Annotated in this window: 24 protein-coding genes, 1 tRNA gene and 1 pseudogene; 12 read left to right on the top strand and 14 right to left on the bottom strand. The window is 70.2% G+C overall.

The genetic code is table 11. From position 1 onward, the window contains the following. Together E2E34_RS37410 and E2E34_RS05495 are read left to right on the top strand one after the other, a co-directional pair. A pseudogene (locus tag E2E34_RS37410) lies at positions 1 to 165 on the top strand (spermidine synthase); the annotation flags it as partial. A 40-nt stretch (positions 166 to 205) separates the two neighbouring features. After that, complete coding sequence (locus E2E34_RS05495; RefSeq protein ID WP_208765152.1) at positions 206 to 499, top strand: hypothetical protein; 294 nt, start codon at positions 206 to 208, stop codon at positions 497 to 499. A gap of 10 nt (positions 500 to 509) precedes the next feature. Here the strand turns inward: E2E34_RS05495 and E2E34_RS05490 are convergent, their stop codons facing one another. Then, positions 510 to 1,046, bottom strand: coding sequence for a type III secretion system chaperone family protein (locus E2E34_RS05490; RefSeq protein ID WP_138900770.1), 537 nt, complete (start codon positions 1,044 to 1,046; stop codon positions 510 to 512). A 115-nt stretch (positions 1,047 to 1,161) separates the two neighbouring features. Further along, positions 1,162 to 3,747 (bottom strand): ATP-dependent chaperone ClpB, encoded by a 2,586-nt coding sequence (gene clpB / locus E2E34_RS05485; protein ID WP_138900769.1) that lies wholly within the window; start codon positions 3,745 to 3,747, stop codon positions 1,162 to 1,164. Between the two features lie 116 nt (positions 3,748 to 3,863). Here clpB and E2E34_RS05480 point away from each other — a divergent pair, with 116 nt between their 5' ends. After that, complete coding sequence (locus E2E34_RS05480; protein ID WP_138900768.1) at positions 3,864 to 4,289, top strand: pyridoxamine 5'-phosphate oxidase family protein; 426 nt, start codon at positions 3,864 to 3,866, stop codon at positions 4,287 to 4,289. A gap of 102 nt (positions 4,290 to 4,391) precedes the next feature. Here the strand turns inward: E2E34_RS05480 and E2E34_RS05475 are convergent, their stop codons facing one another. Together E2E34_RS05475 and E2E34_RS05470 are read right to left on the bottom strand one after the other, a co-directional pair. Continuing rightward, positions 4,392 to 4,712, bottom strand: coding sequence for a Rieske (2Fe-2S) protein (locus E2E34_RS05475; protein ID WP_138897922.1), 321 nt, complete (start codon positions 4,710 to 4,712; stop codon positions 4,392 to 4,394). Then, positions 4,709 to 4,894 (bottom strand): hypothetical protein, encoded by a 186-nt coding sequence (locus E2E34_RS05470; protein ID WP_167518214.1) that lies wholly within the window; start codon positions 4,892 to 4,894, stop codon positions 4,709 to 4,711. Before E2E34_RS05470 ends, E2E34_RS05475 begins: the two co-directional genes overlap by 4 nt. A 130-nt stretch (positions 4,895 to 5,024) precedes the next feature. On the opposite strand from E2E34_RS05470, the gene E2E34_RS05465 reads away from it, so the two are divergent. The 3 genes from E2E34_RS05465 (at position 5,025) to E2E34_RS05455 (ending at position 9,223) form a co-directional block, all read left to right on the top strand. Next, a complete protein-coding gene (locus tag E2E34_RS05465) occupies positions 5,025 to 6,008 on the top strand; it encodes a helix-turn-helix transcriptional regulator (RefSeq protein WP_138900766.1) in 984 nt (327 codons plus the stop codon). A 90-nt stretch (positions 6,009 to 6,098) separates the two neighbouring features. After that, a complete protein-coding gene (locus E2E34_RS05460; protein WP_138900765.1) occupies positions 6,099 to 7,112 on the top strand; it encodes a helix-turn-helix transcriptional regulator in 1,014 nt (337 codons plus the stop codon). A gap of 119 nt (positions 7,113 to 7,231) precedes the next feature. Beyond that, positions 7,232 to 9,223, top strand: coding sequence for a fibronectin type III domain-containing protein (locus E2E34_RS05455; RefSeq protein ID WP_208765151.1), 1,992 nt, complete (start codon positions 7,232 to 7,234; stop codon positions 9,221 to 9,223). 126 nt (positions 9,224 to 9,349) lie between these two features. Here E2E34_RS05455 and E2E34_RS05450 read toward each other — a convergent pair whose 3' ends face one another. Genes E2E34_RS05450 through dnaK form a run of 4 tightly spaced genes read right to left on the bottom strand, consistent with a single transcriptional unit; the run spans position 9,350 to position 13,567 of the window. After that, a complete protein-coding gene (locus E2E34_RS05450; protein ID WP_138897236.1) occupies positions 9,350 to 9,799 on the bottom strand; it encodes a heat shock protein transcriptional repressor HspR in 450 nt (149 codons plus the stop codon). A 1-nt stretch (position 9,800) separates the two neighbouring features. Further along, entirely contained in the window at positions 9,801 to 10,988 is a 1,188-nt protein-coding gene (gene dnaJ, locus E2E34_RS05445) for a molecular chaperone DnaJ (protein WP_138900763.1), read from the bottom strand. Positions 10,989 to 11,036: 48 nt separating this feature from the next. Further along, the gene (gene grpE / locus E2E34_RS05440) at positions 11,037 to 11,714 is read right to left on the bottom strand and encodes a nucleotide exchange factor GrpE (protein WP_138900762.1); all 678 of its coding nucleotides are present in this window, start codon (positions 11,712 to 11,714) and stop codon (positions 11,037 to 11,039) included. After that, positions 11,711 to 13,567 carry a molecular chaperone DnaK gene (gene dnaK / locus E2E34_RS05435; RefSeq protein WP_138900761.1) on the bottom strand — a complete coding sequence of 619 codons (1,857 nt, stop codon included), beginning with the start codon at positions 13,565 to 13,567 and terminating at the stop codon, positions 11,711 to 11,713. Before dnaK ends, grpE begins: the two co-directional genes overlap by 4 nt. Positions 13,568 to 13,768: 201 nt before the next feature. Here dnaK and E2E34_RS05430 point away from each other — a divergent pair, with 201 nt between their 5' ends. The 5 genes from E2E34_RS05430 (at position 13,769) to E2E34_RS05410 (ending at position 20,661) form a co-directional block, all read left to right on the top strand. Then, entirely contained in the window at positions 13,769 to 14,260 is a 492-nt protein-coding gene (locus tag E2E34_RS05430; RefSeq protein ID WP_138900760.1) for a sugar transferase, read from the top strand. 160 nt (positions 14,261 to 14,420) lie between these two features. After that, a complete protein-coding gene (locus E2E34_RS05425) occupies positions 14,421 to 16,688 on the top strand; it encodes a (Fe-S)-binding protein (RefSeq protein WP_138900759.1) in 2,268 nt (755 codons plus the stop codon). Positions 16,689 to 16,824: 136 nt separating this feature from the next. Beyond that, complete coding sequence (locus E2E34_RS05420; RefSeq protein ID WP_138900758.1) at positions 16,825 to 17,925, top strand: FG-GAP repeat domain-containing protein; 1,101 nt, start codon at positions 16,825 to 16,827, stop codon at positions 17,923 to 17,925. A gap of 172 nt (positions 17,926 to 18,097) precedes the next feature. Continuing rightward, the gene (locus E2E34_RS05415) at positions 18,098 to 19,546 is read left to right on the top strand and encodes an FG-GAP-like repeat-containing protein (RefSeq protein WP_138900757.1); all 1,449 of its coding nucleotides are present in this window, start codon (positions 18,098 to 18,100) and stop codon (positions 19,544 to 19,546) included. A gap of 182 nt (positions 19,547 to 19,728) precedes the next feature. Next, the gene (locus E2E34_RS05410) at positions 19,729 to 20,661 is read left to right on the top strand and encodes a Yip1 family protein (protein ID WP_138900756.1); all 933 of its coding nucleotides are present in this window, start codon (positions 19,729 to 19,731) and stop codon (positions 20,659 to 20,661) included. Between the two features lie 88 nt (positions 20,662 to 20,749). Here E2E34_RS05410 and E2E34_RS05405 read toward each other — a convergent pair whose 3' ends face one another. From E2E34_RS05405 to E2E34_RS35290, 3 genes are all read right to left on the bottom strand, one after another. Continuing rightward, entirely contained in the window at positions 20,750 to 21,247 is a 498-nt protein-coding gene (locus E2E34_RS05405; protein WP_138900755.1) for a phosphoribosyltransferase, read from the bottom strand. A gap of 22 nt (positions 21,248 to 21,269) precedes the next feature. Beyond that, positions 21,270 to 21,845, bottom strand: a complete 576-nt coding sequence (gene dcd, locus E2E34_RS05400) for a dCTP deaminase (RefSeq protein ID WP_028810513.1) — start codon at positions 21,843 to 21,845, stop codon at positions 21,270 to 21,272. 82 nt (positions 21,846 to 21,927) lie between these two features. Continuing rightward, positions 21,928 to 22,101, bottom strand: coding sequence for a hypothetical protein (locus E2E34_RS35290; RefSeq protein ID WP_167368023.1), 174 nt, complete (start codon positions 22,099 to 22,101; stop codon positions 21,928 to 21,930). A 200-nt stretch (positions 22,102 to 22,301) separates the two neighbouring features. On the opposite strand from E2E34_RS35290, the gene E2E34_RS05395 reads away from it, so the two are divergent. Next, positions 22,302 to 22,375 (top strand) — tRNA-Gly (locus E2E34_RS05395). Positions 22,376 to 22,426: 51 nt separating this feature from the next. On the opposite strand, the gene E2E34_RS05390 is transcribed toward E2E34_RS05395, so the two are convergent. Genes E2E34_RS05390 through repSA form a run of 3 tightly spaced genes read right to left on the bottom strand, consistent with a single transcriptional unit; the run spans position 22,427 to position 25,178 of the window. Further along, positions 22,427 to 23,587, bottom strand: a complete 1,161-nt coding sequence (locus tag E2E34_RS05390) for a tyrosine-type recombinase/integrase (protein WP_208765150.1) — start codon at positions 23,585 to 23,587, stop codon at positions 22,427 to 22,429. After that, the gene (locus E2E34_RS05385) at positions 23,587 to 23,799 is read right to left on the bottom strand and encodes an excisionase family DNA-binding protein (RefSeq protein WP_138900754.1); all 213 of its coding nucleotides are present in this window, start codon (positions 23,797 to 23,799) and stop codon (positions 23,587 to 23,589) included. Before E2E34_RS05385 ends, E2E34_RS05390 begins: the two co-directional genes overlap by 1 nt. Next, complete coding sequence (gene repSA / locus E2E34_RS05380) at positions 23,796 to 25,178, bottom strand: replication initiator protein RepSA (RefSeq protein WP_138900753.1); 1,383 nt, start codon at positions 25,176 to 25,178, stop codon at positions 23,796 to 23,798. The genes E2E34_RS05385 and repSA overlap by 4 nt, the downstream gene beginning before the upstream one ends. Positions 25,179 to 25,379: the final 201 nt, after the last annotated feature.

Here is a 25,379-nt window from a genome sequence, read left to right as displayed (position 1 = left end):
TACCTCGACGGGCGGCTGCGGGTGAGCGGCCGCGACGAGCACCGGTACCACGAGGCGCTGGTGCACCCCGCGATGCGCGGGCGCCACACGCGGGTGGCGATCCTCGGCGGCGGCGACGGGCTCGCGCTTCGACTTCGGCGCCGGAGCGCCCGACTTCGTACGGCGCCTGCTGGTGCGCGCCGAGGTCCTGGCGTTCCCGGTGGTCATGGTGGTGGTCGCGGTGGCGCTGGTGCTGTTCGCCCTGCTGCTCCTGGAGGACCGCCCGCCGCTGCCGCTGCTGGTCTACCCGGCCGTACTGCTGCTCATCACGGTCGGCGGCTCCGGATTCTTCGAGTCCAAGGCGCGCTTCCTCCTGCCCGCCTTCCCCCTCCTGCTGCCCCTCGCGCACGCCATGGCGAAAGCCCGGCCGAGGACCGCGGTCGTGGTGACCGCCGCCCTGGCCGGGCTGTCGCTGGGCTACGGGGCGTACCTGGTGACGATCGCCCCGGTGCCGTGGTGACGGGCGGGGCTCAGGCCTCGCCGTCGCCGTCGCTCTCGCCCTCGGCGGAGTCGACGTCCTTCTCCAGACCGAGCTGCTCGACGAGCCACTTGTCGAACTCGATCGAGGCGCGGACCCAGCCGACCGTCGAGGACACGAAGTGCTCGAGGCTGACGCCGGTGCCGATCAGCATCTGGGCCTCACCGATGAGACGGACGGTGCCGTCGTCGTGGGTGTGGCTGTAGACCTTGGGCCACAGGGTGCGCCGGTTCCAGTCGTCGATCAGCTCGAGGAGCTGGACCTTCTCCTCGATCTGGTGCGGCCGGTCGTAGAAGGTCCGCACCGAGAAGACCTGCTGGTCGTCCTCGCCACGGAACATGAAGTACGTGCGGAATTCCTCCCACGGCGCGGCGAGGTCGCCCTCGTCGTCGACGACGTACTTCAGCTCCATCTGCTCCAGCAGCTGCTTGACGAGGTCCTGGTCGGGGACGACGGGGCCGGCGGGCCCTTCGGGCTGCGGTTCGGGCTGGCCCCCGAAGTTCGGGATCGAGGACGGGTCGATAGACATTTTCAGTACTCCTGGGATTCGCGTGTGCGGTCTTCGCGTGGCTGCCTGACATCGACCCTAGTCGCGAAAGCGGGCGCGGGTCCTTCGCCCTGCGCTGAACCCGCTCCCGGAGTGCCTACTCGGCGCGGCCGACGGTCAGACCGTCCCCGGACCGGTCCACCCGGACCGTGTCCCCGTCGGTCACCTCGCCCGCCAGGATCTCCTTCGCGAGCCGGTCGCCGATCGCCGTCTGGATGAGGCGGCGCAGCGGCCGGGCGCCGTAGGCCGGGTCGTTGCCCTCGTCCGCCAGCCAGGCCAGGGCCTCGGGCGTGACGTCGAGGGTGAGGCGGCGGTCGGCGAGGCGCTGGGCCAGCCGGCCGATCTGGAGCTCGGCGATGTGCGCGAGCTCGTCCCCGGACAGGGCGGAGAAGACGACCAGGTCGTCCAGCCGGTTGAGGAACTCCGGCTTGAAGGACGCCCGCACGACCTCCAGCACCTGCTCCTTCTTGACTTCGGCGCTGGTCAGCGGCTCGACGAGGTACTGGCTGCCGAGGTTCGAGGTCAGGACCAGGATGGTGTTGCGGAAGTCGACCGTCCGCCCCTGCCCGTCGGTGAGCCGGCCGTCGTCGAGGACCTGGAGCAGGATGTCGAAGACCTCGGGGTGGGCCTTCTCGACCTCGTCGAGGAGGACGACGCTGTACGGGCGGCGGCGGACCGCCTCGGTGAGCTGGCCGCCCTCCTCGTAGCCGACGTAACCGGGCGGGGCGCCGACGAGCCGGGCGACGCTGTGCTTCTCGCTGTACTCGCTCATGTCGATGCGGACCATGGCCCGCTCGTCGTCGAAGAGGAAGTCCGCGAGCGCCTTGGCCAGCTCGGTCTTGCCGACGCCGGTGGGGCCGAGGAAGAGGAAGGAGCCGGTCGGGCGGTCGGGGTCGGCGATGCCCGCGCGGGTGCGGCGTACCGCGTCGGAGACGGCGCGCACCGCCTCGTGCTGGCCGATCAGCCGCCGGCCGAGCTCGTCCTCCATGCGCAGCAGCTTCTGCGTCTCGCCCTCCAGGAGGCGTCCGGCGGGGATGCCGGTCCAGGAGCCCACGACGTCGGCGATGTCGTCGGGACCGACCTCCTCCTTGACCATGGTGTCGGTACGGACCTCCGCCTCGGCGGCCGCGGCCTCCTCCAGCTCGCGCTCCAGGCCGGGGATCTCGCCGTACAGCAGCTTGGAGGCGGTGTCGAAGTCGCCGTCGCGCTGCGCGCGTTCCGCCTGTCCGCGCAGGTCGTCGAGCTTCTCCTTCAGCTCACCGACGCGGTTGAGGCCCTGCTTCTCCTTCTCCCAGCGGGCGTTGAGACCGCGCAGCTCCTCCTCCTTGTCGGCGAGGTCGCGGCGCAGCTTCTCCAGCCGCTGCCTGCTCGCCGGGTCGGACTCGTTCTTGAGGGCGAGCTCCTCCATCTTCAGCCGGTCGACGGCGCGCTGGAGTTCGTCGATCTCCACGGGCGAGGAGTCGATCTCCATGCGCAGCCGCGAGGCGGCCTCGTCGACGAGGTCGATGGCCTTGTCGGGCAGGAACCGGGAGGTGATGTACCGGTCGGAGAGGGCCGCGGCCGCGACCAGCGCCGAGTCCGCGATCTGCACCTTGTGGTGGGCCTCGTACCGCCCCTTGAGCCCACGCAGAATGGCGATCGTGTCCTCGACGGTCGGCTCGGCGACCAGCACCTGCTGGAAGCGGCGCTCCAGGGCGGGGTCCTTCTCGATCCGCTCCCGGTACTCGTCGAGGGTCGTCGCGCCGACCATGCGCAGCTCGCCGCGGGCCAGCATCGGCTTGAGCATGTTCCCGGCGTCCATGGCGGAGTCGCCGCCGGCGCCCGCACCGACGACGGTGTGCAGCTCGTCGATGAAGGTGATGATCTGGCCGTCGCTCTCCTTGATCTCGGACAGGACGGTCTTCAGCCGCTCCTCGAACTCACCGCGGTACTTGGCGCCCGCCACCATCGCGCCGAGGTCGAGCGCGACGAGCCGCTTGTTCTTCAGGCTCTCCGGCACGTCGCCCTTGACGATGCGCTGGGCGAGGCCCTCGACGACGGCGGTCTTGCCGACGCCGGGCTCACCGATCAGCACGGGGTTGTTCTTCGTACGCCGCGACAGGACCTGCACGACGCGCCGGATCTCCTGGTCGCGGCCGATGACCGGGTCGAGCTTGCCGTCGCGCGCGGCGGCCGTGAAGTCGGTGCCGAACTTCTCCAGGGCCTTGTACTGACCCTCCGGGTCGGGTGTGGTCACCCGGCGTCCTCCCCTGATCTTCTCGAACGTCTCCAGCAGCTTCGCGGCGCTCGCGCCCTCCTGGGACAGTACGTCCCCGGCCTTGCCGCCCTTGGCCGCGATGCCGATGAGCAGGTGCTCGGTGGAGAGGTAGTCGTCGCCCAGCTCCTTCGCGCGCTGCGAGGCGTCGGCGATGACCGCGAGCATCTCGCGGTTGGGCTGCGGCGGGGCGACGGTGGACCCCGTCACGCTGGGCAGCGCGGCGAGCACGCGCTCGGTTCCGGCGCGTACGGCCGCCTGGTCCGCCTCGACGGCGGCCAGCAGATCGGTGATGTTGGCGTTGTCCTCGCCCGCGAGCAGGGCCAGCAGGAGATGCGCGGGCGTGAGGTCCGCGTGTCCGTCCTTGACGGCCCGGGTGCTCGCCGCCTGGATCGCGTCCCGGCTCTTGTTGGTCAGCTCTGCGTCCACTGCGCTCGTTCCTCCTCGGCGGGCGGTACTGCTTCCAGCTTTGACTTGTTCAGCATACGCAAAGTTGAGTCTATTCCACTCAAGGCAGAGAAGGACAGCCCGGCTACTCTGGCGCCATGGCCAACCACCTCGACGTACGGAACCCGAGCCCGGACTACCTCGCCTTCTGGCGCGAGTACCACCTGTGCACGCTGACAACCCTGCGGCCGGACGGCTCGCCGCACGTGGTGCCGGTGGGCGTGACGTACGACCCGGAGGCCGGGACCGCCCGCGTGATCACCAACAAGAGCAGCACCAAGGTGGCGAACGTGCTGGCAGCCGGCGAGGCGGGCGCGCGGGTCGCCGTCTGCCAGGTGAAGGGCGGCCACTGGGCGACGCTCGAAGGACGCGCGGTCGTCGTCACGGACCCCGAGCGGATCGCGGAGGCGGTACGCCGCTACGCCGAGCGGTACGGGCGCACGCCCGCGCCGAACCCGGACCGGGTCCTGATCGAGATCACCCTGGACCGGGCGATGGGGCGGGCCCCGAGCGCGTCGGCCTGAGAACCCCGCGGACGCAGCACAGCGGCGCCATCGTGTTCAGGTCCACGATGGCGCCGCTGTGTGGGGGAGCGCCTGGGCGATTGGAACGACGGGGGAATCGCGTCAGGCGCTGCGGGGGGTGGCGGTGCTGGTTTGCGGCTCGATCAGCTGGTGGTCACGCTGGTCGAGATTGACGAAGACCATGCCGTAGCGCACGGCACAGCGAACGGGTTGCGGGGCGCCACGGGGCTTGCGAAGGCACCGGTAGGCACGGACGTCCTCATCCTCTTCACGCGCGACCAGGATCGGCTCGCCGAACAGGGTGACCATCAGCGAGTCGCCACGGTGGGGAATGGCCGTGACGAGGTCGATGAAGTGCCAGCCCGATCGGTAGGCAGTGGCCATTTCACGCCTGAAGGTCCGGTCGTCCGGTGGAACAGTCATGCGTCTGTCTTGGCCGGCGCGCTGTCCCAGCCAAGGTCTGGCGGCGTATCGGACTGCGTGCCGACCACGGCGCCGCCCGCAGGCTTACTGTCCCAGGCGAGGTCCATGGTCGTTGCAGCGCCGAGGGCCAGCCCGGCTGCGAAGGCAGTGGCAAGCACCGAGCGAAGCATTCTCTTGTACATGGTCGGCTTCGTCCTCACTTGAAGGGTTTCTTCTCTCCCCGCACCAAGACCATGGCCTATTCGGCCACGTCAACACCACTGGGCCGATGCATCATGTTCCTGCACGTTCAGGACCCTGGGGGGTGGATTAATGACCGCAAGTGACTCAAATCAGGCACATCCCCATGCCGTCACCGATTTTTGTGACGAGGGAAGGCGTCTCTACGCCAGTGCTCTGCGCACCGGACGCATCGCCCGTACCGAGGTGGCCCCGGCTCCCTGCCTGATGGAATTCGCCCTGCTGCACCCGGATCCGGACGACGCCAACTGGCTGCGGCCGGTTCCGCCGTCCGCGGCACTCGCACAGCGTCTCCACCCGATCGAACGCGAGATCCGTGAGCGCAGACACTTCTCCATTGAACTTACCGACTCTTTCGAGCCGTTCCTGGCCATCAGCGCACAGGACCCGCCGACCACTCACGCCATCACCGTGCTGGAGGGGATCAACCGGATCAACGCGGCCATTGACCTCGCCACGGCCGAGTGCCACACCGAGGTGCTCACGGTCCAGCCGGGCGGCGGCCGCAGCGAACACGCCCTCAACTCGGCGCTGGAGCGGGGCCAGGCGCTCATCAACCGCGGCATCAGCATGCGGACCCTCTACCAGCACACCGTCCGGCACAGCCAGGGCACCCTCGCGTACGCGGAACGCATGGCCGAGGGCAAGGTCGAGATCCGCACCCTGGAACAGCTCATAGAACGGCTGATGATCTTCGACCGCACGGTCGCCTTCATCCCCGCGCGCGACGACCGCCAAGTGGCCCTGGAACTGCGCCATCCCGGCCTGGTGGAGTACCTCGCCGCCGTCTTCGAGCAGTTCTGGCAGCGCGGCGTCCCCCTCCAGGAGCGGGTCTCCTACGACCACACACCCGACGGCATATCCGGCGTCCAGCGTTCGATCGCCAAGCTGCTCGTCGAGGGGTACGTCGACGAGGCCATCGCCCGGCGGCTCGGGATGAACGTACGGACCGCGCGCGCTCACATCGCCAAGCTCGCCGCCACCCTCGGCAGCGGAAGCCGCGCCCAACTCGGCTTCCTCATCGCGCAGTCCGGCATTCTGGATCAGGATCACTGACCACGTCCCCGGTCACCGCCCACCCTCCCCGCCTGACTACGCTTTCGCCACCGTCATCTTCTTGCACTGCATGAATCGGGGGGAGGGCAGATGGGCGAAGACGAGGCGAAACCGGCGCATTCGCACGGCGACCGGGAACTGTGCGACGCCGGGCTGCGGCTCTACACCGAGGCCCTGCGCACGGGGCGCATCACCCGGGCCGACCTCGCGCCGGCCCCCTGCCTCATCGACATGGCGCTGGTCCACCCCGACCCGCGGGACGCCGCGTGGATGCGCCCGGTGCCGCCGGCCACCGGCCTCGCGCATCTGCTGCAGCCCATCACCCGGGAGATCAGCGAGCGCATCCGGCTCAGCACCGCGCTGGCCGACTCGCTGGCGCCCCTCACCGCCGTCGCCAGCGAGGACCCCAACCTCGCCATCACCGTGCTGGAGGGCATGCCCCGCATCAACGCCACGCTCGACGACGCCATGACCCTGGCGACGCGGGAGATCCTGACCGCTCAGCCGGGCAGCACCCGGCCGCTGAAAGCCCTCCAGCAGGGCCTGGGCCACGCCCTGCCCGCCATCGAACGGGGCGCCACCGTCCGGCACCTGTACCAGCACTCGGCGCGCTACTGCCCCCACCTGAGGGACTACCTGGCGCGTTTTCCCCCCGGCCACCCGCAGGTGCGCACCCTGGAGCAGAGCATCGAGCGGCTGATCGTCGTCGACCGGACGGTCGCGTTCATCCCCGCCACCCGCGAGCGGGACGTCGCCCTCGAAATCCGGCACCCCGCCCTGGTCACCTATCTCGTCCAGGTCTACGAAGTGCTGTGGGCCCAGGCCACCCCCCTCGCCGAGCAGCTGCCGGCGGTGTCCCCGGGCACCCCCGTCACCGCCGTGCAGCGCAGCGTCGCGCGTCTGCTGGTCGAGGGGAACACCGACGAGGTGGCGGCCCGCAAGCTCGGCATCAGCGTACGGACCTGCCGCTCCCACATCGCCAAACTCGCGCAGGCCCTCAACGCCTCCGGCCGCACCCACCTGGGCGCACTCCTCGTCCAGTCCGGCATCGCCCCGGTCCCGGCCGCCGCACCGCCGTCGACGGGCGTCGACCCCCAGGGGTGAATCCTTCAACTCGGCCTGAAAAGACCGGCGTCAGCCACTAACCTCGGCCCTACAGTCAGCGCTCTCCCCCCACGTCTGTGACTCCTCTCCTCCAACGGAAAGAGCCGCCAGCCGTGCACGTGGACTTCAGACCCCCCCTGCGCAGCCTCGGTGCCGCCACCGCGCTCGCGCTGGGCACCGCGACGCTGTGCGCCCTCGGGGCCCCGCCCGCCTTCGCCGCCCCCTGCGCATCGCCGCAGTGGCAGGCGCAGTTCTTCGCCAACACGACCTTCTCCGGAACGCCCGCCGCGACCGTGTGCGACGCCGCCATCAGCGAGAACTACGGCACCGGCGACCCGGCGGGCGTGACCCTCCCCGCCGACCACTTCGGCGTCCGCTGGTCCCTCACCCGGGACTTCGGCTCGGGCGGGCCGTTCTCGCTCACCGCCGAGGCCCTCGACGGGATCAGGGTGTACGTCGACGGGGAGCTGAGAATCGACCTGTGGCGGGACGTGACCACCGTCCAGAAGAAGACGGTGAACGTCACCGTGCCCAGGGGCGTCCACACCCTGCGCGTCGACTACGCCGCCTTCACCGGCTCCGCGAGCGTCGCCTTCACCTACGCGCCGCGCACGTCGCCGGACGTCGACACCACGCCGCCGCTGGCCCCCGCCGGGGCGCGGACGACGTACGACACGGCCACCCGCAGGGCCACCGTCACCTGGTCGCCGAACGCCGAGATGGACCTGGCCGGATACCGCGTCTTCCGCCGCCTCAAGGACACCGCCACGTACGTCGACGTCACGGGCGCGGCCCACCTCACGGGCACGACGTACACCGGCGTCCCGCCCGCGACCGGCCAGGTCTGGTACTACGAGGTCCGCGCCGTCGACAAGGCGGGCCGCGAGGGCCCCGGCAGCGTCGACATGCCCGTCACCACCGTCGACGCGACGCCGCCCGCGGCCCCCACCGGCCTCGCGGGGAAGCACGCGGACGGTGCGAACTCCCTCACCTGGACGGCGGTCGCGGACGCGGTGAAGTACGACGTGTACCGGGCCGCCGGCGACTCGCGCACGTACACGAAGGTCGCGACGGTGGGGACGCCGGCGTACGGCGACACCGCCCTGGACCCGGCGGTGACCTCGTACAAGTACACCGTGAAGGCGCTCGACGCGGCCGGGAACGCCTCGCCGTACGCCGCCCACGTGGCCGTCGCGGGCCCGGACACCACGCCGCCCCTCCCGCCCACCGCGCCCGCCGTCACCGCCGAGGACGACCAGGGCGTCACGCTGTCCTGGCAGAGCGGCTCCCCCGCCGACACCACGGCGTACCACGTCTACCGCGCCCCGGAGGACCTCGACGTCGAGACGAAGGTCGGCACGACGGCGGAACAGACCCTCCGGGACACCACCGGCCAGGCGGGGCAGCGCTTCCGCTACCGGATCGCGGCCGTCGACGCGGCGGGCAACGAGTCGGCGAGGACGTTGTGGGTGTCCGGCACGCGCGCGGTAGGCCCCGAGTCCGTTCCCACCGCGCCCCGGGCGCTGACCGGCACGCTCACCGGCGGCCTGCTGGAGCTCACGTGGGCGGCGGGCCCGTACGTCCCGGTCACCGAGTACCGCGTCTACCGGAGCGCGGCCGGCCCCGTCCCCACCGGGCCCGACGCGCAGCCCTACCGCGTCACGCGGGACCCCGCGCTGAGCGTCGACGACGTCCCGGCCGACGAGCGCGACCAGTTCTACGCCGTCGTCGCCGTCACCCCGTACGGCGTCGCCTCCCCCGCCTCCGGTTCCTTCAAGCCCGTCCGGCAGACCCACCGGCCGCCGGCCGCGACCCGGATCTACGACGTGTCGGGCCACGACGGGATGGTGTGGTTCGTCTGGGACCACGTGGAGGCCGACGAGGACGCGCCCGCGATCACCGGCTACCGCGTCTACCGCGCGACGGAGCCGGGCGTCACGAAGGAGAACGCGACCGTTCTGCCGCTGACCACGGACAACGAGTTCAGGGACACCGAAGTGACCAACGGGACGACGTACTGCTACGCCGTCGCGGCCGTGGACGCGGCGGGCGGCGAGGCCCCGCTGTCGGCGGAGGTCTCGGCGACGCCCGCGGCGGACCGGCTTCCCTGAGGTCCGCCCCTCCGGACCGGACCTCCCGCGGGCCGGGCGGGCCGGCGTCCGCAGGACAGCAAAAGGCCCGTCACCCCGAGTCGTGGGTGACGGGCCTTCCTCGCGTACGCGCCGTGCTCGTCGGGACTACTCCGCCGGCCTCTTGGGCCGCCAGACCACCAGCGCGCTCGCCTGCTGCACGTCCTCGTACCGGACGAGGTCGCGCCGGTACGACGCGTGCACCTGCGCCTCGCGCTGCTGGAGCGCGGCCGCCGCGCCGTCGACAGCCGCGGAGAGTTCGGCGACGCGCTGCTGGAGCGCGGTCACCTGGTTCTCCAGTTCGATGATCCGCTTGATGCCGGCCAGGTTGATGCCCTCGTCCTGCGACAACTGCTGCACCTGGCGCAGCAGTTGGATGTCGCGGGCCGAGTAGCGCCGGCCGCGCCCGGCCGTGCGGTCCGGGGAGACCAGGCCGAGGCGGTCGTACTGCCGCAGGGTCTGCGGGTGCAGGCCGGAGAGCTGCGCCGCGACCGAGATGACGTACACGGGTGTCTCGTCGGTCAGCTGGTACGGGTTACGACGCATGCGCGGGTCCATCTCATGCTCCCTTCGCGGCCTGGAACAGCTCCGCCCGCGGGTCCTCCCCCGCGGTCGCCTCACGGTAGGACTCCAGCGCCTCACGGGCCTTGTCGTCAAGGTCCTTGGGCACCTCGACCTCCACGGTGACCAGCAGGTCGCCGCGGGTGCCGTCCTTGCGGACCGCTCCCTTGCCGCGGGCGCGCATGGTGCGGCCGTTGGGGGTGCCGGCCGGCAGCTTGAGGGTGACCGGCGGGCCGCCCAGCGTCGGGACCTTCACCTCGCCGCCGAGCGCCGCCTCCACGAAGGTGACGGGCACGGTGACGGTGAGGTTGTCGCCCTTGCGGCCGAAGACCGGGTGGGCGCCGACGTGGACCACGACGTACAAGTCGCCCGCCGGGCCGCCCCGTTCACCGGGACTGCCCTTGCCACGCAGCCGGATCCGCTGGCCGTCGGAGACGCCAGCCGGGATCCGGACCTGCATGGTCCGCGACGACTTGGCACGGCCGCTGCCCTTGCAGACCTCGCAGGGGTCCTGGGCGATGAGCCCGCGGCCCCGGCAGTCGACGCACGGGTCGGTGAGCGAGAACCCGCCACCGCCGCCGCGCGACACCTGGCCGGTCCCGACGCAGGTCGGGCACACGCGCGGTGTGCCGTTCTTGTCGCCCGTGCCGGAGCAGGCCTTGCAGGGAGCCTGGCTGGACATGCGCAGCGGGACCGTGGCCCCGTCGACCGCCTCGGTGAAGCTGAGCGTCACCTCGGACTCGATGTCCTGGCCGCGACGCGGCTGCGTACCGGTACGCGCACCCGGGCCGCCCCGGTTGAACAGGCCCCCGAAGACGTCCCCGAGGCCGCCGCCGAACCCGCCGGCACCGCCGGTCTGGGCCCCGCCCTGGGCGCCTCCGAAGAGGTCGCCCAGGTCGAAGTTGAAGGTGCCGCCGCCGGCGCCCGGGCCCGGCCTGAAGCCGCCGTTCCCGAACAGAGCACGCGCTTCGTCGTACTCCTTGCGCCGCTTGGGGTCACCGAGGATGTCGTTCGCCTCGGAGATCTCCTTGAAGCGGTCCTCCGCCTTGGCGTCGCCCTTGTTGGCGTCCGGGTGGAACTCGCGGGCGAGCTTCCGGTACGCCTTCTTGATCTCGGCCTCGGTGGCGTCCTTCGGGACGCCGAGAACCTTGTAGTAGTCCTTCTCGACGAAGTCCTTCGTGCTCATCCCCGACGTCCCTCCTTCCTGCCGCTAGGTGTACTGCTCCTGCTCACGTCAGCCCTCGTCCGGGCCACCGCTCTCCTCGTCCGGGGCCTTGGCCGCGGGCTCGTCCGCCTTCGCGGGCGTCGCACCGGGCTGGGGCTCGGCCACCGCGACCCGCGCCGGACGGATGGTCCGCTCGCCGATCCGGTAGCCCGGCTGAAGGATCGCGACGCACGTGGTCTCGTCGACGTCCGGCGCGTACGAGTGCATCAGAGCCTCGTGGATCGTCGGGTCGAAGGGCTCGCCCTCCTTGCCGAACTGCTGCAGGCCCATCTTGGCGGCGACCGTCTCCAGCGATTCGGCCACCGACTTGAACCCGCCCACCAGCTCGCCGTGCTCCCGCGCGCGGCCGATGTCGTCGAGGGTGGGGAGGAGCTCGCTCAGGAGGTTCGCCACAGCGATCTCCTTGACCGTGACCCGGTCCCGCTCCACGCGGCGACGGTAGTTCTGGTACTCCGCCTGGAGCCGCTGGAGGTCCGCGGTGCGCTCATTGAGCGCCATGCGTACCTGGTCCAGCTGCGCCGTCAGAGCTACGTCCTGTACGTCCCCGGCCGGGGCCGCCGGGCCCGACTCCTCGACGGAGTCGGCCCCTGCCTTGTCGGGCGCGGCGGCCTGCGGTTCGGCGTCTTCGGGAGTGGCGCCGGAAGGGACGTCGGGCTTCTCCTCGAAGCCCGGAGTCTCCTCCGTCATGCGGCGCCTCCCTGACGGCCGGCGTCCTTCTCGTCGTCGACGATCTCGGCGTCGACGACGTCGTCGTCCGCCTTGGCCTGCTCGGCGCCGGGAGCGTCGCCGCCCGCGGCCTGAGCGCCCTCGGCGTTGGCGTACATGGCCTGGCCGAGCTTCTGCGAGACGGCCGCGACCTTCTCGGTCGCCGTGCGGATCTCGGCGGTGTCCTCGCCGGCGAGCTTTTCCTTCAGCTCGGCGACGGCGGTCTCGACCTCGGTCTTCACGTCACCCGGGACCTTGTCCTCGTTGTCCTTGAGGAACTTCTCCGTCTGGTAGACGAGCTGCTCGGCCTGGTTGCGCGTCTCGGCGGCCTCGCGGCGCTTGTGGTCCTCGTCCGCGTACTTCTCGGCCTCTTCGCGCATCCGGTTGACCTCGTCCTTCGGCAGCGAGGAGCCACCGGTGACGGTCATCTTCTGCTCCTTGCCCGTGCCGAGGTCCTTCGCGGCGACGTGCATGATGCCGTTGGCGTCGATGTCGAAGGCGACCTCGATCTGCGGGACGCCGCGCGGGGCCGGCGGCAGACCGGTCAGCTCGAACATGCCGAGCTTCTTGTTGTACGCCGCGATCTCGCGCTCGCCCTGGTAGACCTGGATCTGCACGGACGGCTGGTTGTCCTCGGCCGTCGTGAAGATCTCGGAGCGCTTGGTCGGGATCGTGGTGTTGCGCTCGATGAGCTTCGTCATGATGCCGCCCTTGGTCTCGATACCGAGAGACAGGGGCGTGACGTCGAGGAGCAGGACGTCCTTGACCTCACCCTTGAGGACACCGGCCTGGAGCGAGGCGCCGATGGCGACGACCTCGTCCGGGTTCACACCCTTGTTGGCGTCCTGACCGCCCGTGAGCTCCTTGACGAGCTCGGCGACGGCCGGCATACGGGTCGAGCCACCGACGAGAACGACGTGGTCGATCTCGGAGAGCTGGATGCCCGCGTCCTTGATGACGTTGTGGAACGGCGTCTTGCAGCGCTCCAGGAGGTCGGCGGTCAGCTGCTGGAACTGCGAGCGCGTGAGCTTCTCGTCCAGGTGCAGCGGGCCCTCGGCCGACGCCGTGATGTACGGCAGGTTGATCGAGGTCTCGGTGGAGGAGGACAGCTCGATCTTGGCCTTCTCGGCCGCCTCGCGCAGACGCTGGAGCGCCATCTTGTCCTTGGAGAGGTCCACGCCGTGACCGGAGTGGAACTGCTTCACCAGGTAGTCGACGACACGCTGGTCCCAGTCGTCACCACCGAGGTGGTTGTCACCGTTGGTGGCCTTCACCTCGACGACGCCGTCGCCGATCTCCAGCAGCGAGACGTCGAACGTGCCGCCACCGAGGTCGAAGACGAGGATCGTCTGGTCGTCCTTGTCGAGGCCGTACGCCAGCGCGGCGGCGGTCGGCTCGTTGACGATGCGCAGGACGTTGAGGCCCGCGATCTCGCCGGCCTCCTTCGTCGCCTGGCGCTCGGAGTCGTTGAAGTACGCCGGGACGGTGATGACCGCGTCGGCCACCTTCTCGCCCAGGTACGCCTCGGCGTCGCGCTTCAGCTTCTGCAGGATGAAGGCGCTCATCTGCTGCGGGTTGAAGGTCTTGCCGTCGAGCTCGATGTTCCAGTCGGTGCCCATGTGGCGCTTGACCGACCGGATCGTCCTGTCGACGTTGGTGACTGCCTGGCGCTTGGCAACCTCGCCTACCAGCACTTCACCGTTCTTCGCGAAAGCGACGACGGACGGCGTGGTCCTGGCGCCTTCGGCGTTGGTGATGACGGTGGGCTCGCCGCCCTCCAGAACGCTGACGACGGAGTTAGTGGTGCCCAGGTCGATGCCGACCGCACGTGCCATTTCGATTCCTCCAGCTGACTTGAGTGGAACAGACTCAAGGATGCATGACGGAGGCGATCGCGTCAACAGACCTGAGTGGGGTCGACTCAACTCTTATGCGGCCCTTATCTGCATGAGCACGGCACGGGGACGGGACGGGTACGGCACGCCCACGGTTGGCGGAGCCCCATTCAGGGGCGAATCCCATGAAATGGTACGCCCATGCACGCGAAGCGGATCTTCGATCTGGTGGCCACCTCGGCCCTGCTGCCGCTCGCCGCGCCCCTCCTGCTCCTCACCGCGACCGCCACCGCCGTGACGTCGCCGGGCCCGCCGCTCGTACGAAGTACCCGCGCGGGCCTGGCCGGCCGCCCTTTCCCGATGCTGACGCTGCGCACCGACCCCCGCACCGCGGTAGGCCGGCTGCTGCGCCGGACGCGGCTGGACGTGCTGCCCCGCCTGCTGCACGTGCTGCGCGGCGAGATGTCCCTGGTCGGGCCGTGCCCGCTGGCTCCGGGCCATCCGTCGGCGACACGGGCGAGACTGGGGGTGCGGCCGGGCGTCACCGGGCTGTGGCAGGTCGGCCGGCGCTCGGGACTGCCGTGGGAGGAGATGGACGTACTGGACCAGCACTACATCGAGCAGCACTGGCTCGGCCTGGACCTGGCCGTCCTGGCCCGCACCGTGCCCGCCGCCCTCGCCGGCAGGCGCTGAGGGAAGCCTTACGCGACACAGATCACCGCCTGCCCAACTACAGTGCGGCGGCATAAATGGGTACGCTCAGCACGGGCTGAATAAGTTACCGCTTAGTAATCCCAGCAAGATGCTCAGCCGTCCCCCGTATTTCTCACCTCGCAGGCCCGAGGAGCCCCCAATGCAACTCGCCGCGATCATCGTGTCGCTGGTCCTGACCGTGGTCGGCGTTGCGCTCATCGCCCGAGCCGTCGCGCAGATCTACCGGTTCGTCAAGCTGGGCCAGCCCGTGCCCGCGGGCAGCCGCACCGGCAATCCGAAGCAGCGCACGATCACCCTCGCCAAGGAGTTCCTCGGCCACAGCCGGATGAACCGGTGGGGGATCGTCGGCGTCGCGCACTGGTTCGTCGCGATCGGCTTCCTGACGCTGCCGCCGACCCTCGCCCAGGCGTACGGCCAGCTCTTCCAGGCGGACTGGGTGCTGCCGGTCATCGGCGGCTTCCTGCCGTTCGAGATGTACATCGAGTTCATCGGCCTGATGACGGTCGTGGGCATCGTCGTCCTGATGGCGATCCGCCTGCTGAACCTGCCCTCGCGGGCCGGCCGCAAGTCGCGCTTCGCCGGCTCGAAGGCCTGGCAGGCGTACTTCGTCGAGTACATCATCCTGACGATCGGCCTGGCGATCCTGGTGCTGCGCGGCCTCGAAGGCGCGATCCACCACGTGGACGGCTACGACGCCGCGTACTTCGTGTCGTACCCGCTCGTCCTCGCCTTCGAGGGCCTGAGCGTCTCCACGCTCCAGACGCTGATCTACTTCACCGCGATGATCAAGATCGGCACCTCGCTGATCTGGATGATCACCGTCTCGCTGAACACCAACATGGGTGTCGCGTGGCACCGCTTCCTCGGCTTCCCGAACATCTGGTTCAAGCGCGAGGACGACGGCTCCACCGCCCTGGGCGCGCTCCAGCCGATGACGACCGGCGGCAAGGAGATCGACTGGGAGGACCCGGCCGAGGACGCGGTCTTCGGCGTCAGCCAGGTCGAGCAGTTCAGCTGGAAGGGCATCCTCGACTTCTCCACCTGCACAGAGTGCGGCCGCTGCCAGTCGCAGTGCCCCGCCTGGAACACCGGCAAGCCGCTGTCCCCGAAGCTGCTGATCATGTCGCTGCGCGACCACGCCCACGCCAAGGCGCCGTACCTGCTCGCGGGCGGCGGCAAGACCATGGAGGGCGACGAGAAGGCGACCGAGGAGCAGCTGAAGGACGTTCCCGCGTCGGCTCTGGCGGAGGCCGAGCGTCCGCTCATCGGCACGCTGGAGGAGAACGGCGTCATCGACCCGGACGTGCTGTGGTCCTGCACCACGTGCGGCGCCTGCGTCGAGCAGTGCCCGGTCGACATCGAGCACATCGACCACATCGTCGACATGCGCCGCTACCAGGTGATGATCGAGTCCGCCTTCCCGTCGGAGGCCGGCACGATGCTCAAGAACCTGGAGAAGAAGGGCAACCCCTGGGGGTTGGCCAAGAAGCAGCGCGTCGAGTGGACCAAGGAAGTCGACTTCGAGGTCCCGATCGTCGGCAAGGACATCGAGGACCTGTCCGAGGTCGAGTACCTCTACTGGGTCGGCTGCGCCGGCGCCCTGGAGGACCGGGCGAAGAAGACCACGAAGGCCTTCGCGGAGCTGCTGCACATCGCGGGCGTCAAGTTCGCGATCATGGGCGGCGACGAGAAGTGCACCGGTGACTCCGCCCGCCGCCTGGGCAACGAGCCGCTGTTCCAGCAGCTCGGCCAGGAGAACGTCGCCATGCTGAACATGGCGTACGGCGAGGACGACGACGACCCGGCGACGAAGAAGCCCAAGACGTCGAAGAAGATCGTCGCGACCTGTCCGCACTGCTTCAACACGATCGCGAACGAGTACCCGCAGCTCGGCGGCGAGTTCGAGGTCATCCACCACACGCAGCTGCTCCAGCACCTCATCGACGAGGGCAAGCTGATCCCGGTGACCCCGGTCGAGGGCCTCATCACGTACCACGACCCGTGCTACCTGGGCCGTCACAACAAGGTCTACACGCCGCCGCGCGAGATCATGTCGGCCGTCCCGGGCCTGCGCCAGCAGGAGATGCACCGCCACAAGGAGCGCGGCTTCTGCTGCGGCGCCGGCGGCGCGCGCATGTGGATGGAGGAGCGCATCGGCAAGCGCATCAACACCGAGCGCGTGGACGAGGCCCTGTCCCTCAACCCGGACATCGTCTCCACGGCCTGCCCCTTCTGCCTCGTCATGCTCACCGACTCGGTGAACGGCAAGAAGAACGACGGCAAGGCCAAGGAGTCCCTCCAGGTCGTGGACGTGGCGCAGCTGCTCCTCGACTCGGTGAAGACCCCGGCCGCACCCGAGGACGAGCCGCAGTCCGAGGACGCGCCGGAGCCCGAACCGGCGAAGTAGCACGTACGCGCGAGAAGGGAGCGGCCGGATCTGCCTCGGGGGCAGGTCCGGCCGCTTTCGTACGTCCCACTTAACTCGGCGGTCAAAAAAGAGCATCATGTGGCAACTGAAACGGGCGATACGGGCGGGGTAGGTCATGCGAAGAGCGATCGCGGTGGCAGCAGTGAGCTGCGCGGTACTGCTGGCGGGCTGTGGCGCCTCCCCCGACCGCGACGACGCCCCGGACGCCGGCGCCTCCCCCACCGTCCTGGCCGCGAAGGCCGCCAAGGCCGCCGCGCCCGTCCACCCCGTACCGCACGGCAGGGGCAGCCGCGTCGCCGAGGACTTCAACGGCGACGGCCACCGCGACCTCGTCCTCAACGACCTGGTCAAGGGGCCCGAGGAGCGGATGGGCGACGACGCGGGCATCGGCGTCGTGTACGGCGCGAAGCCCCCGCGCGTCTTCGACCCTTCCGCACGCCAGCTCCTGACGCCCGCCCGCAACGCGGCCCGCACCGGGGGCGTGCTGCCGGCCGCGTTCGACGCCGAGGCGGCCTGCGACCTCGACAAGGACGGTTACGCGGACCTGGTGGTCACCACCGACCCGCCGTTCAACGGCACCGGCATGCCGCCCGTACCGCTCCAGATCCTCTTCGGCGGCGCGGACGGCCTCACCGGCAAGGCGGTGAAGCTCCGCATCCCCGACCGCGCCCGCTTCGGCAACGAGTGGCCCGGCCACCCCGTCTGCGGCGACTTCGACGGCGACGACGCCAACGACCTGGCCGTGACGGCGAGCGGCGGCCGCCTCAGCTATCTGCGCGGCCCCTTCACCCGCGCCGGCGCCCCGCGCGCGGCCGCGGGAGCGCTCCCGGGCGCCGGTCCGGTGCTGGTCGCCCCCGACCGCGCACCGGACGTCAACGGTGACGGCTACGACGACCTGGTCTCCGCCCCCCGCCCGCACCAGCCCGGCACCGCCGAGCGCGCGACGCTGCTGCTCGGCGGCCCGGCGGGCCCCGGGCGCCCCGGCGGCGCGTACACCTTCACAGCGGTCGACGCCCGGCCCAGCGCCCTGCCGGCCGGGGAGGAGGCACCCGTGACGAACGTGCTGCGGCACGCCGACTTCGACGGCGACAGGAAGCCCGACACGGTGACGCGTACGCACCGGGGCGAGACGACCGACGTCATCACGTACCGCTCCTCGGCCACCGGCAGGACCATCTCCTTCTCCACGGCGGTCTTCTCGGCCGGGCAGGGCTGACCCGGCCCGCACAACCATCCGTACCGCCGTACAACCATCCGCCGCCCTCGGCGGTCTCCTGTGCGCTGATCACCACGTGTCCCCGAGGACAACTCCCGGCGAACACGGGCGATCGCACCCCATTGACTCGGACGCGCACCACGTGTCCCGGCATGCCGCAGGAGAACTCCGCATGCGCAGCTCCCTCCGCACCACCCTCGCCGTCGCGACCGCGGCCGCCCTCACCGGCGGCCTGCTCGTCGCCGGAGCCGGCGCGGCCGCCGCCGTACCCGCCGGGCTCCAGGGCGACTTCAACGGCGACGGCTTCCGCGACCTGGCGGTCTCCGCCTCCGGAGCCACCGTCAAGGGCCACGCCGGCGCGGGCGCCGTGACCGTCCTGTACGGCTCCCCGGCCGGCGCGGGCGCCCAGAAGATCCAGACGCTCACCCAGGAGACGGCGGGCGTCCCGGGCTCGGCGGAGAAGGCGGACGCCTTCGGCGGCCACACGGCCACCGCCGACTTCAACGCGGACGGGTACGCCGACCTCGCCATCGGCGCGCGCTTCGAGGACGTCGGCTCGGACGTGGACGGCGGCACGGTCACCGTCGTATTCGGCAGCGCGACCGGCCTGGCCGGCGGCATCACCGTCGCCGACCCGACGCCCACCCGGCACGATCACTTCGGCTCGGTAATGGCCGCGGGCGACTTCAACGGGGACGGCAAGCCGGACCTGGCCCTCACCGCCGACAACAACAAGATCGACGTCTACCGCGGCGGTATCAGCAAGTCGGGTGCCACCGGCGGCCGTTACACCGTCACCACCCAGGTCCTCGCGATCGAGGGCCACGACATCTTCAACATCACCGCCGGCAACGTGAACAACGACGGCCGCACCGACCTGGTCGTCGACGGCTACGAAGGCGACAGCCCGGGCGAGTACGCGTACAACGCCAACTACTACCTTCCCGGCAGTGCGGCGGGCATGACCACGACCGGCGCCAGGAAGCTCCCGGCGGGCATCGTCACCGACATCGGCGACACCAACGGCGACGGCTTCGGCGACATCGTCATCGGCAACACCTGGGACGGCGACGGCGGTGTGGCGAAGGGCGGCGCGGTCCAGGTCCTCTACGGCACGGCGAGCGGCCCGACCGGGGGCAAGGACACGATCACGCAGGACAGCCCCGGCGTTCCGGGAAGTTCGGAGACCGGCGACGGGTTCGGCTGGGAACTCTCCCTGGGTGACATCAACGGCGACGGCCTCCAGGACCTGGCCGTCGGCGCCGCCAACGAGGACCTCGACGGCATGGCCGACGCCGGCATGGTCACCGTCCTCTACGGCACGCCGAACGGCTTCTCCGCCTCGGGCGCCCAGGCGATCGAGCAGGACACCCCCGGCGTCCCCGGCGCGAGCGAGAAGCTCGACGGCTTCGGCGGCGAGGTCTTCCTCTCCGACACGACCGGCGACGGCAAGGCGGACCTGACGGTCGGCGTGCCGTGGGAGAACGCGCAGGACGGTGTCGTCGTGGCGTTCCGTTCCGACGGCACGAAGATCTCGACCACGGGTCGCAGCATCGGCCTGACCGCCGCGGGCATCTCGACGGCGGGCACGCCGCGCCTGGGCGCGAACATGTCCGGCTGACGATCACGGCGACAACCGCGCTACGCCCGGCGTCACCCGCCCGCCCATGGGCGGGTGGGCGACGCACAGGGGTGGACAACCCGTCAGGGACCCCCTAGGGGATGTCACAGCTCGGCCGCAAAGCCGGGCCTGTTGCGGCAGGCCCGGCATACGGCGCATCCGGACCAGGTACGTTCGATTACGTGGCTGGATTCAGGATCGGACGCGGCCGGGACAACCGCACCCCGCAACAACAACCGCAGCGGCAACAGCAGCGGCAACGGCAGCAACCGCCGTACGGGCAGCAGGCGTCATCGCCTCAGCCCCCGTACGGCCAGCAGCAGTGGCCGCAGGCACCGCAGTACGGCGGACAGCACGGCGAGCCCGAATACTTCGGCGAGCCGCACCCCCACCAGGGCCACGGCCAGGGCGGGCAGAGCGGCTACGGAGGCCAGGGCGGGCGCGGCGGCCCCGGGGGCGGTGACCCGTACGCCGCGAACAACAACCCGGGCCACACCACCGCCTTCAGCATCGACGACCCGTACGGCGACGGCGGCGCCTACCACTCCGGCAACACCCCCGCGCCGCCCGCGGGCCCGCGCCTGCACTGGAAGCAGCTGCTGAGCGGCATCGTGCTGCGCCCCGGCCCGACGTTCTGGCAGACGCGCGACTACCCGGTCTGGGGACCGGCCCTGGTCGTCACCTTCCTGTACGGCCTGCTGGCGGTCTTCGGCTTCGACAAGGCGCGCGAGGAGGCCATCAACGCGACCCTGTCGAACGCCATCCCGTACGTCCTGACCACCGGCGTCGCGGTGATCATCTGCGGCCTCATCCTGGGCGCGGTGACGCACACGCTGGCCCGCCAGCTCGGCGGTGACGGCTCCTGGCAGCCGACCGTCGGGCTGTCGATGCTGATCATGTCGATGACGGACGCCCCGCGCCTGGTCTTCGCGATCTTCCTGGGCGGCGAGAACGGTCTCGTGCAGGTACTGGGCTGGGTGACCTGGCTGGCGGCGGGGGCCCTGTTCACCTCGATGGTGAGCAAGTCGCACGACCTGCCGTGGCAGAAGGCGCTGGGCGCGTCCGCGATCCAGCTGGTGGCGCTGCTGTCCCTGATCAAGCTCGGCACGATCTGACGCGGGAACCACCCCACGACGAAGGCCCCGGCGCGACATCCGCGCCGGGGCCCTCTCGTAGCTCGCGTACTCTCCGCGTACCGCCCGCCTACGCGTCCAGGACCTGCCCGCTGCGCCGGACGACCGGCTTCTGGACGCTCCAGGGGAAGTTGATCCACTCGTCGGTGCGCTTCCACACGTACTCGCACTTCACGAGCGAGTGGGACTTCTCGTAGATGACCGCGCTGCGGACCTCCGCCACGTGGTCGAGGCAGAAGTCGTGCACGAGCTTGAGCGTCTTGCCGGTGTCGGCGACGTCGTCCGTGATCAGGACCTTCTTGTTGCTGAAGTCGATCGCGTCCGGCACCGGCGCCAGCATGACCGGCATCTCCAGGGTCGTCCCGACGCCGGTGTAGAACTCGACGTTCACCAGGTGGATGTTCTTGACGTCGAGGGCGTAGGCCAGGCCGCCGGCGACGAAGACGCCGCCGCGCGCGATGCTCAGCACGATGTCGGGCTCGTACCCGTCGTCGGCGATCGTCTGCGCGAGCTCACGCACGGCGTTGCCGAAGCCCTCGTAGGTCAGATTTTCCCGTACAGCACTCATACCCATGCACCCATACCCGGCATCACACCTGCGTCCGATGGAAATTGAGGAAGGACCGCGAGGCCGTCGGCCCGCGCTGGCCCTGATAACGCGACCCGTACCGCTCGGAGCCGTACGGGAACTCGGTGGGCGAGCTCAGCTGGAACATGCACAGCTGCCCGATCTTCATGCCGGGCCAGAGCTTGATCGGCAGCGTGGCCAGATTCGAGAGCTCGAGCGTCACGTGCCCGGAGAACCCGGGGTCGATGAATCCGGCGGTCGAGTGCGTCACGAGCCCGAGCCGCCCCAGCGAACTCTTGCCCTCCAGCCGCGAGGCGAGGTTGTCCGGCAGCGTGATCGTCTCGTACGTCGACGCCAGCACGAACTCCCCGGGGTGCAGGATGAAGGCCTCGTCCCCCTCCGGCTCCACCAGCCGCGTCAGGTCCGCCTGCTCGACGGCCGGGTCGATGTGCGGGTAGCGGTGGTTCTCGAACACCCGGAAGTAGCGGTCGAGCCGCACGTCGATGCTCGAGGGCTGCACCATGGATTCGTCGTACGGATCAATACGCACGCGTCCGGCGTCGATCTCGGCCCGGATGTCCTTGTCTGAGAGAAGCACGCCCCGAGGATACGCAGAGCGCGCGGGCCCGCCCCAATCGGACGACCCCGCGCGCCACACCGCTCCGGCCTCCGGCCGATCTCTAGCGCTGCTCCAGCACCACCGGCACGGCGTGCCGCAGCCGCGCACAGCGCGGACAGCGGATGAGCCGCCCCGGGCCGATGCGGCCGGCTCCGAGCTGCTGCAACGGGAACGATGTGGTGCTGAACACGTGCCCTTCGGCACAACGGACGACGGTGGGCTCCATCAAGTCCATCAGGTCCCTTCCCCAACAAAGCGTGGACGAGAAGGCCACATTAGGGGATGAACGGGACGCCACTCCAGGCGGCACTCCGCCCCCAAAGGTACGCCCACCCGACACCACGAAAACCCGCCCCCGCACCCCGGGTCGCACACACCGGAGCGGGACCTGGGGTACACTGTCCGACGAAGCGGCGCCACCCAACGGCCCGCTGTGCGGGTGTAGTTTAATGGTAGAACATGAGCTTCCCAAGCTCAGAGCGCGAGTTCGATTCTCGTCACCCGCTCCACGCAAGAGCCCCAGGCCATCGGCCCGGGGCTTCTTTGTTGTCTGGACCAGTTCAAGCGTCGCGCACCAGATCCGCACCAGAAGGCCCCCGATCAGCCTTCTTGCGGGCGGCCCGCACGAGATCATCCAGCCCGCTCGCCACTTCCTGCTGTCGCTCAAAATCTGAGTGCTGATAGATCAGCGCGGCCTTCTCCGACGACTGCCCGGCCCGGACCATCGTGTCCTTGAGCGTGGCCCCGGAACGGGTCGCGAGGGTGTGACCGGTGTGACGAAGATCGTAAAACCGGAAGCCGTCCGGCATGCCGACGAGAGCGCGGGCCTTGCGCCACTTCCGCCCGAAGGTGGAACGCCGGAACGGCTTGCCCTTCTCCCCCACGAACAGAAGTCCGTCCGGTCCCTTCTCGGCGTACCAGTCGAGGTGGCGTCGGAGGTCGGTCCGCAGAAAGGCCGGCAGAACCACGACGCGCTTTCCCGCTTCGGATTTCGTCGGCCCCTCGGCCCGCTTGCCGGTGGTCAGCTCGGGTGCTGCCTGGCGGATCCGGACGGTCATGTCGTCCAGGTCGACATCCTTTCGGCGGAGCTCCGCCTGTTCCTCCGGTCGCATAGGTCCGTACGCGCCGAGGTAGACCATCAGCCGCCAGCGAGGCCCGACCGCGTTGGCGAGCTGGTCGACCTGGTCGACGGTGGCGATCTGCCGTTCGGCGGCCGACTCCTTGCCCGCGCCCTTGATGCGGCACGGATTGCGGCGGATCAGCTCGTCATCGACGGCTGTCTCCATAACAGCCTTGAGCAGTCGGTACGCCTTGGCGACGGTCGTCGCGGCGCCGGTGGCGGCCAGTCGTTCGGCCCGCCAGGTGCGGACGCGGGGTGCGGTGATCTCGTCGAGGTCCAGGCCCTCGAAGGTGGGCAGGAGGTGCAGCCGCAGCAGTCGGCGGTACAGCTCATCCGTGGTGGGAGCGAGCCCACGCTCGTCGACCCATTGGAGCGCGTATTCCTTGAAGTTCACGGCGCCCGCGTCCGGGTCCTGCCAGTTACCGCGCGAGAGGTCGGCCTCAATCTGTGAGAGCCACACCTCAGCGTCGCGCTTGGTCGCGAACGTCTCGGGTGCGCGGAACTCCTGTCCGTCCGGGCCCAGGTAGCTGGCGGTCCAACGGCCGGACCGATACTGCCGCACCGCACCGAAGCGCCGGCGACTTCCTTTCTTGTTGCCCATCAGGCAGCCCTCCCGTAGCGGGAACGACGACGGTTGATGGGCTGCACCGTGTTGCCGTTGATGTAGGCGTCCAGGACGCTTTCCGCGATCCGCACATGGCGGCCGACCTTGACGAAGGCGATACGCCGTTCAGCGATGAGCCTCCGGGGGAAGCGGACGGTGGTGCCGAGGCGTTCGGCGGCTTGCTCAACGGTCAGCAGGTGGTCACTCACGACCGGTCTCCTTCCAGGGCGAGGGCTTCGCGTGCGGTTTCGCGGTTGAGCTGGAGATCTCTGGCGATGGAGGCGGCGAGTACGGACTCACCGGGTGTGTGGCCCTGCCCCGCGTACTGCCAGTCGGTGAGCACGAGGACCGTCGGGTCCTGGTCGGGGTCGGACAGGCCCAACTCTTCGCGCTGCTGGGTGGCGCGATAGTCGGCGCGGACCTGGCGGAGGGCACCGAGGGTGGTCGAGTAGCGGCGTGACTTACTGGAGAAGTGACCGCGGAAGCCGAGCATGTGCGCCCAGGCCCGCAGTCTCCGATCCGGGTACAGGCCGTCCAGGTCGAAGCACGCTTCGATGAGGCGGCGCGGGTGGTCCGGTACCTCGAGGAGCACCAGGACCTCACGGTTGCCGACGCGGCGGTCAATGGTGCCGGTCGTCTCGGCTGCCTTGGTCGCGTACTTGGCCACGTAGGAGGCGACGCCCTGTTCGGTGATGTCGGTGCCGGCCTCGAAGGCGCGGATGGGCCGGATGTCGAGCTGGGAGCCCCAGCGCAGTTCCCGGGCGGGCTGGTCGGCGGCGGCCGGGACGGTGATGGACGTGTACGAGTGGACGACGGCGGCGTGGATGGAGTCGGTCAGCAGCTGCACGGTGGCCCAGGAGGGCGGCGGGTCCTTGGGTCCAGCAGGCCCGTCGAGGCGTACGACGGCATGGAAGTGGACGGCCCCGCGCTTCTGGAACTCTGCGACCTTGCCGTATGAGACGCGTACGACTTCCTTGAGTTCCCGCTGTGTGAGTCCCGCTCGGGCGGCGATCTCGCGGCGGAGCCGGTTGGTGAAGCGCTGCCAGAGGTTCCCGGCATGGTTGTTGAAGAGCACGGCGGCGGCGTAGTCGTAGGTGTCCGGGTCGAGCGGCGTGCCGAGTGCGTCGTCGTCGGGAGCATGGTGGGTGCCGCAGCGGCAGCGGCCGGAATCCGGGCGGTTGTGGACTGGACCGAAGCTCGGCGCGGTGAGCGTGGCGAAGACGCGCGGGTGATCCCGGACAGTGGCCGGCACGTCCTTGTCCTGGTCGCCCGCGAGCCCCGCCCGGATCAGGTGGTAGGTGTCGGCGGCGTACATCCAGGCGCAGGCCGGGCAGCGCGAGGCGCGGCGGTTGCCGCAGGCGACGCGGAGTCGTCCGCCGGGCTCGTCCTCGGTGGAGTAGTGGTGCAGAGCCTGGCCGGTGGCCTTGTCTTTGGTGAGCGTCCAGCCGGTGAGGTGGATCGGGTTCGCACAGCCGCCGGTACGCCGCACCTGGTCGCGCCAGCGGTCGAAGCCCGGAGACCCGGCCACCCGCAGCAGATCGCCGAAGGTGTCCGGGTCCAGGCCCGCGAGGGTAGCGGTGTCGGTCACACAGCCCTCCGCTGGCCGAGGGCGAGCGGGGCCGGGGCCGTCGTGATGCCCGTGCCCCTGCAGCGGCGGCAGGTCACAGTGAGGGTGGCGCGGGTGCCGTCGGGGAGGCGGGTGCCGGTGTCGATAGCGACGAGGGGGAAGCCGTCACAGTCGGGGCAAACGCGCGTCCGGGCATGGGTGTGCTGGGCCATGATGGTGGTC

Origin of the sequence: Streptomyces albidochromogenes, assembly GCF_005981925.1 — a bacterium.
GTDB classification, from domain to species: domain Bacteria; phylum Actinomycetota; class Actinomycetes; order Streptomycetales; family Streptomycetaceae; genus Streptomyces; species Streptomyces albidochromogenes.
Note: the sequence above shows the minus strand (reverse complement) of the source record. Positions and strands in the feature narration are given on the sequence as shown.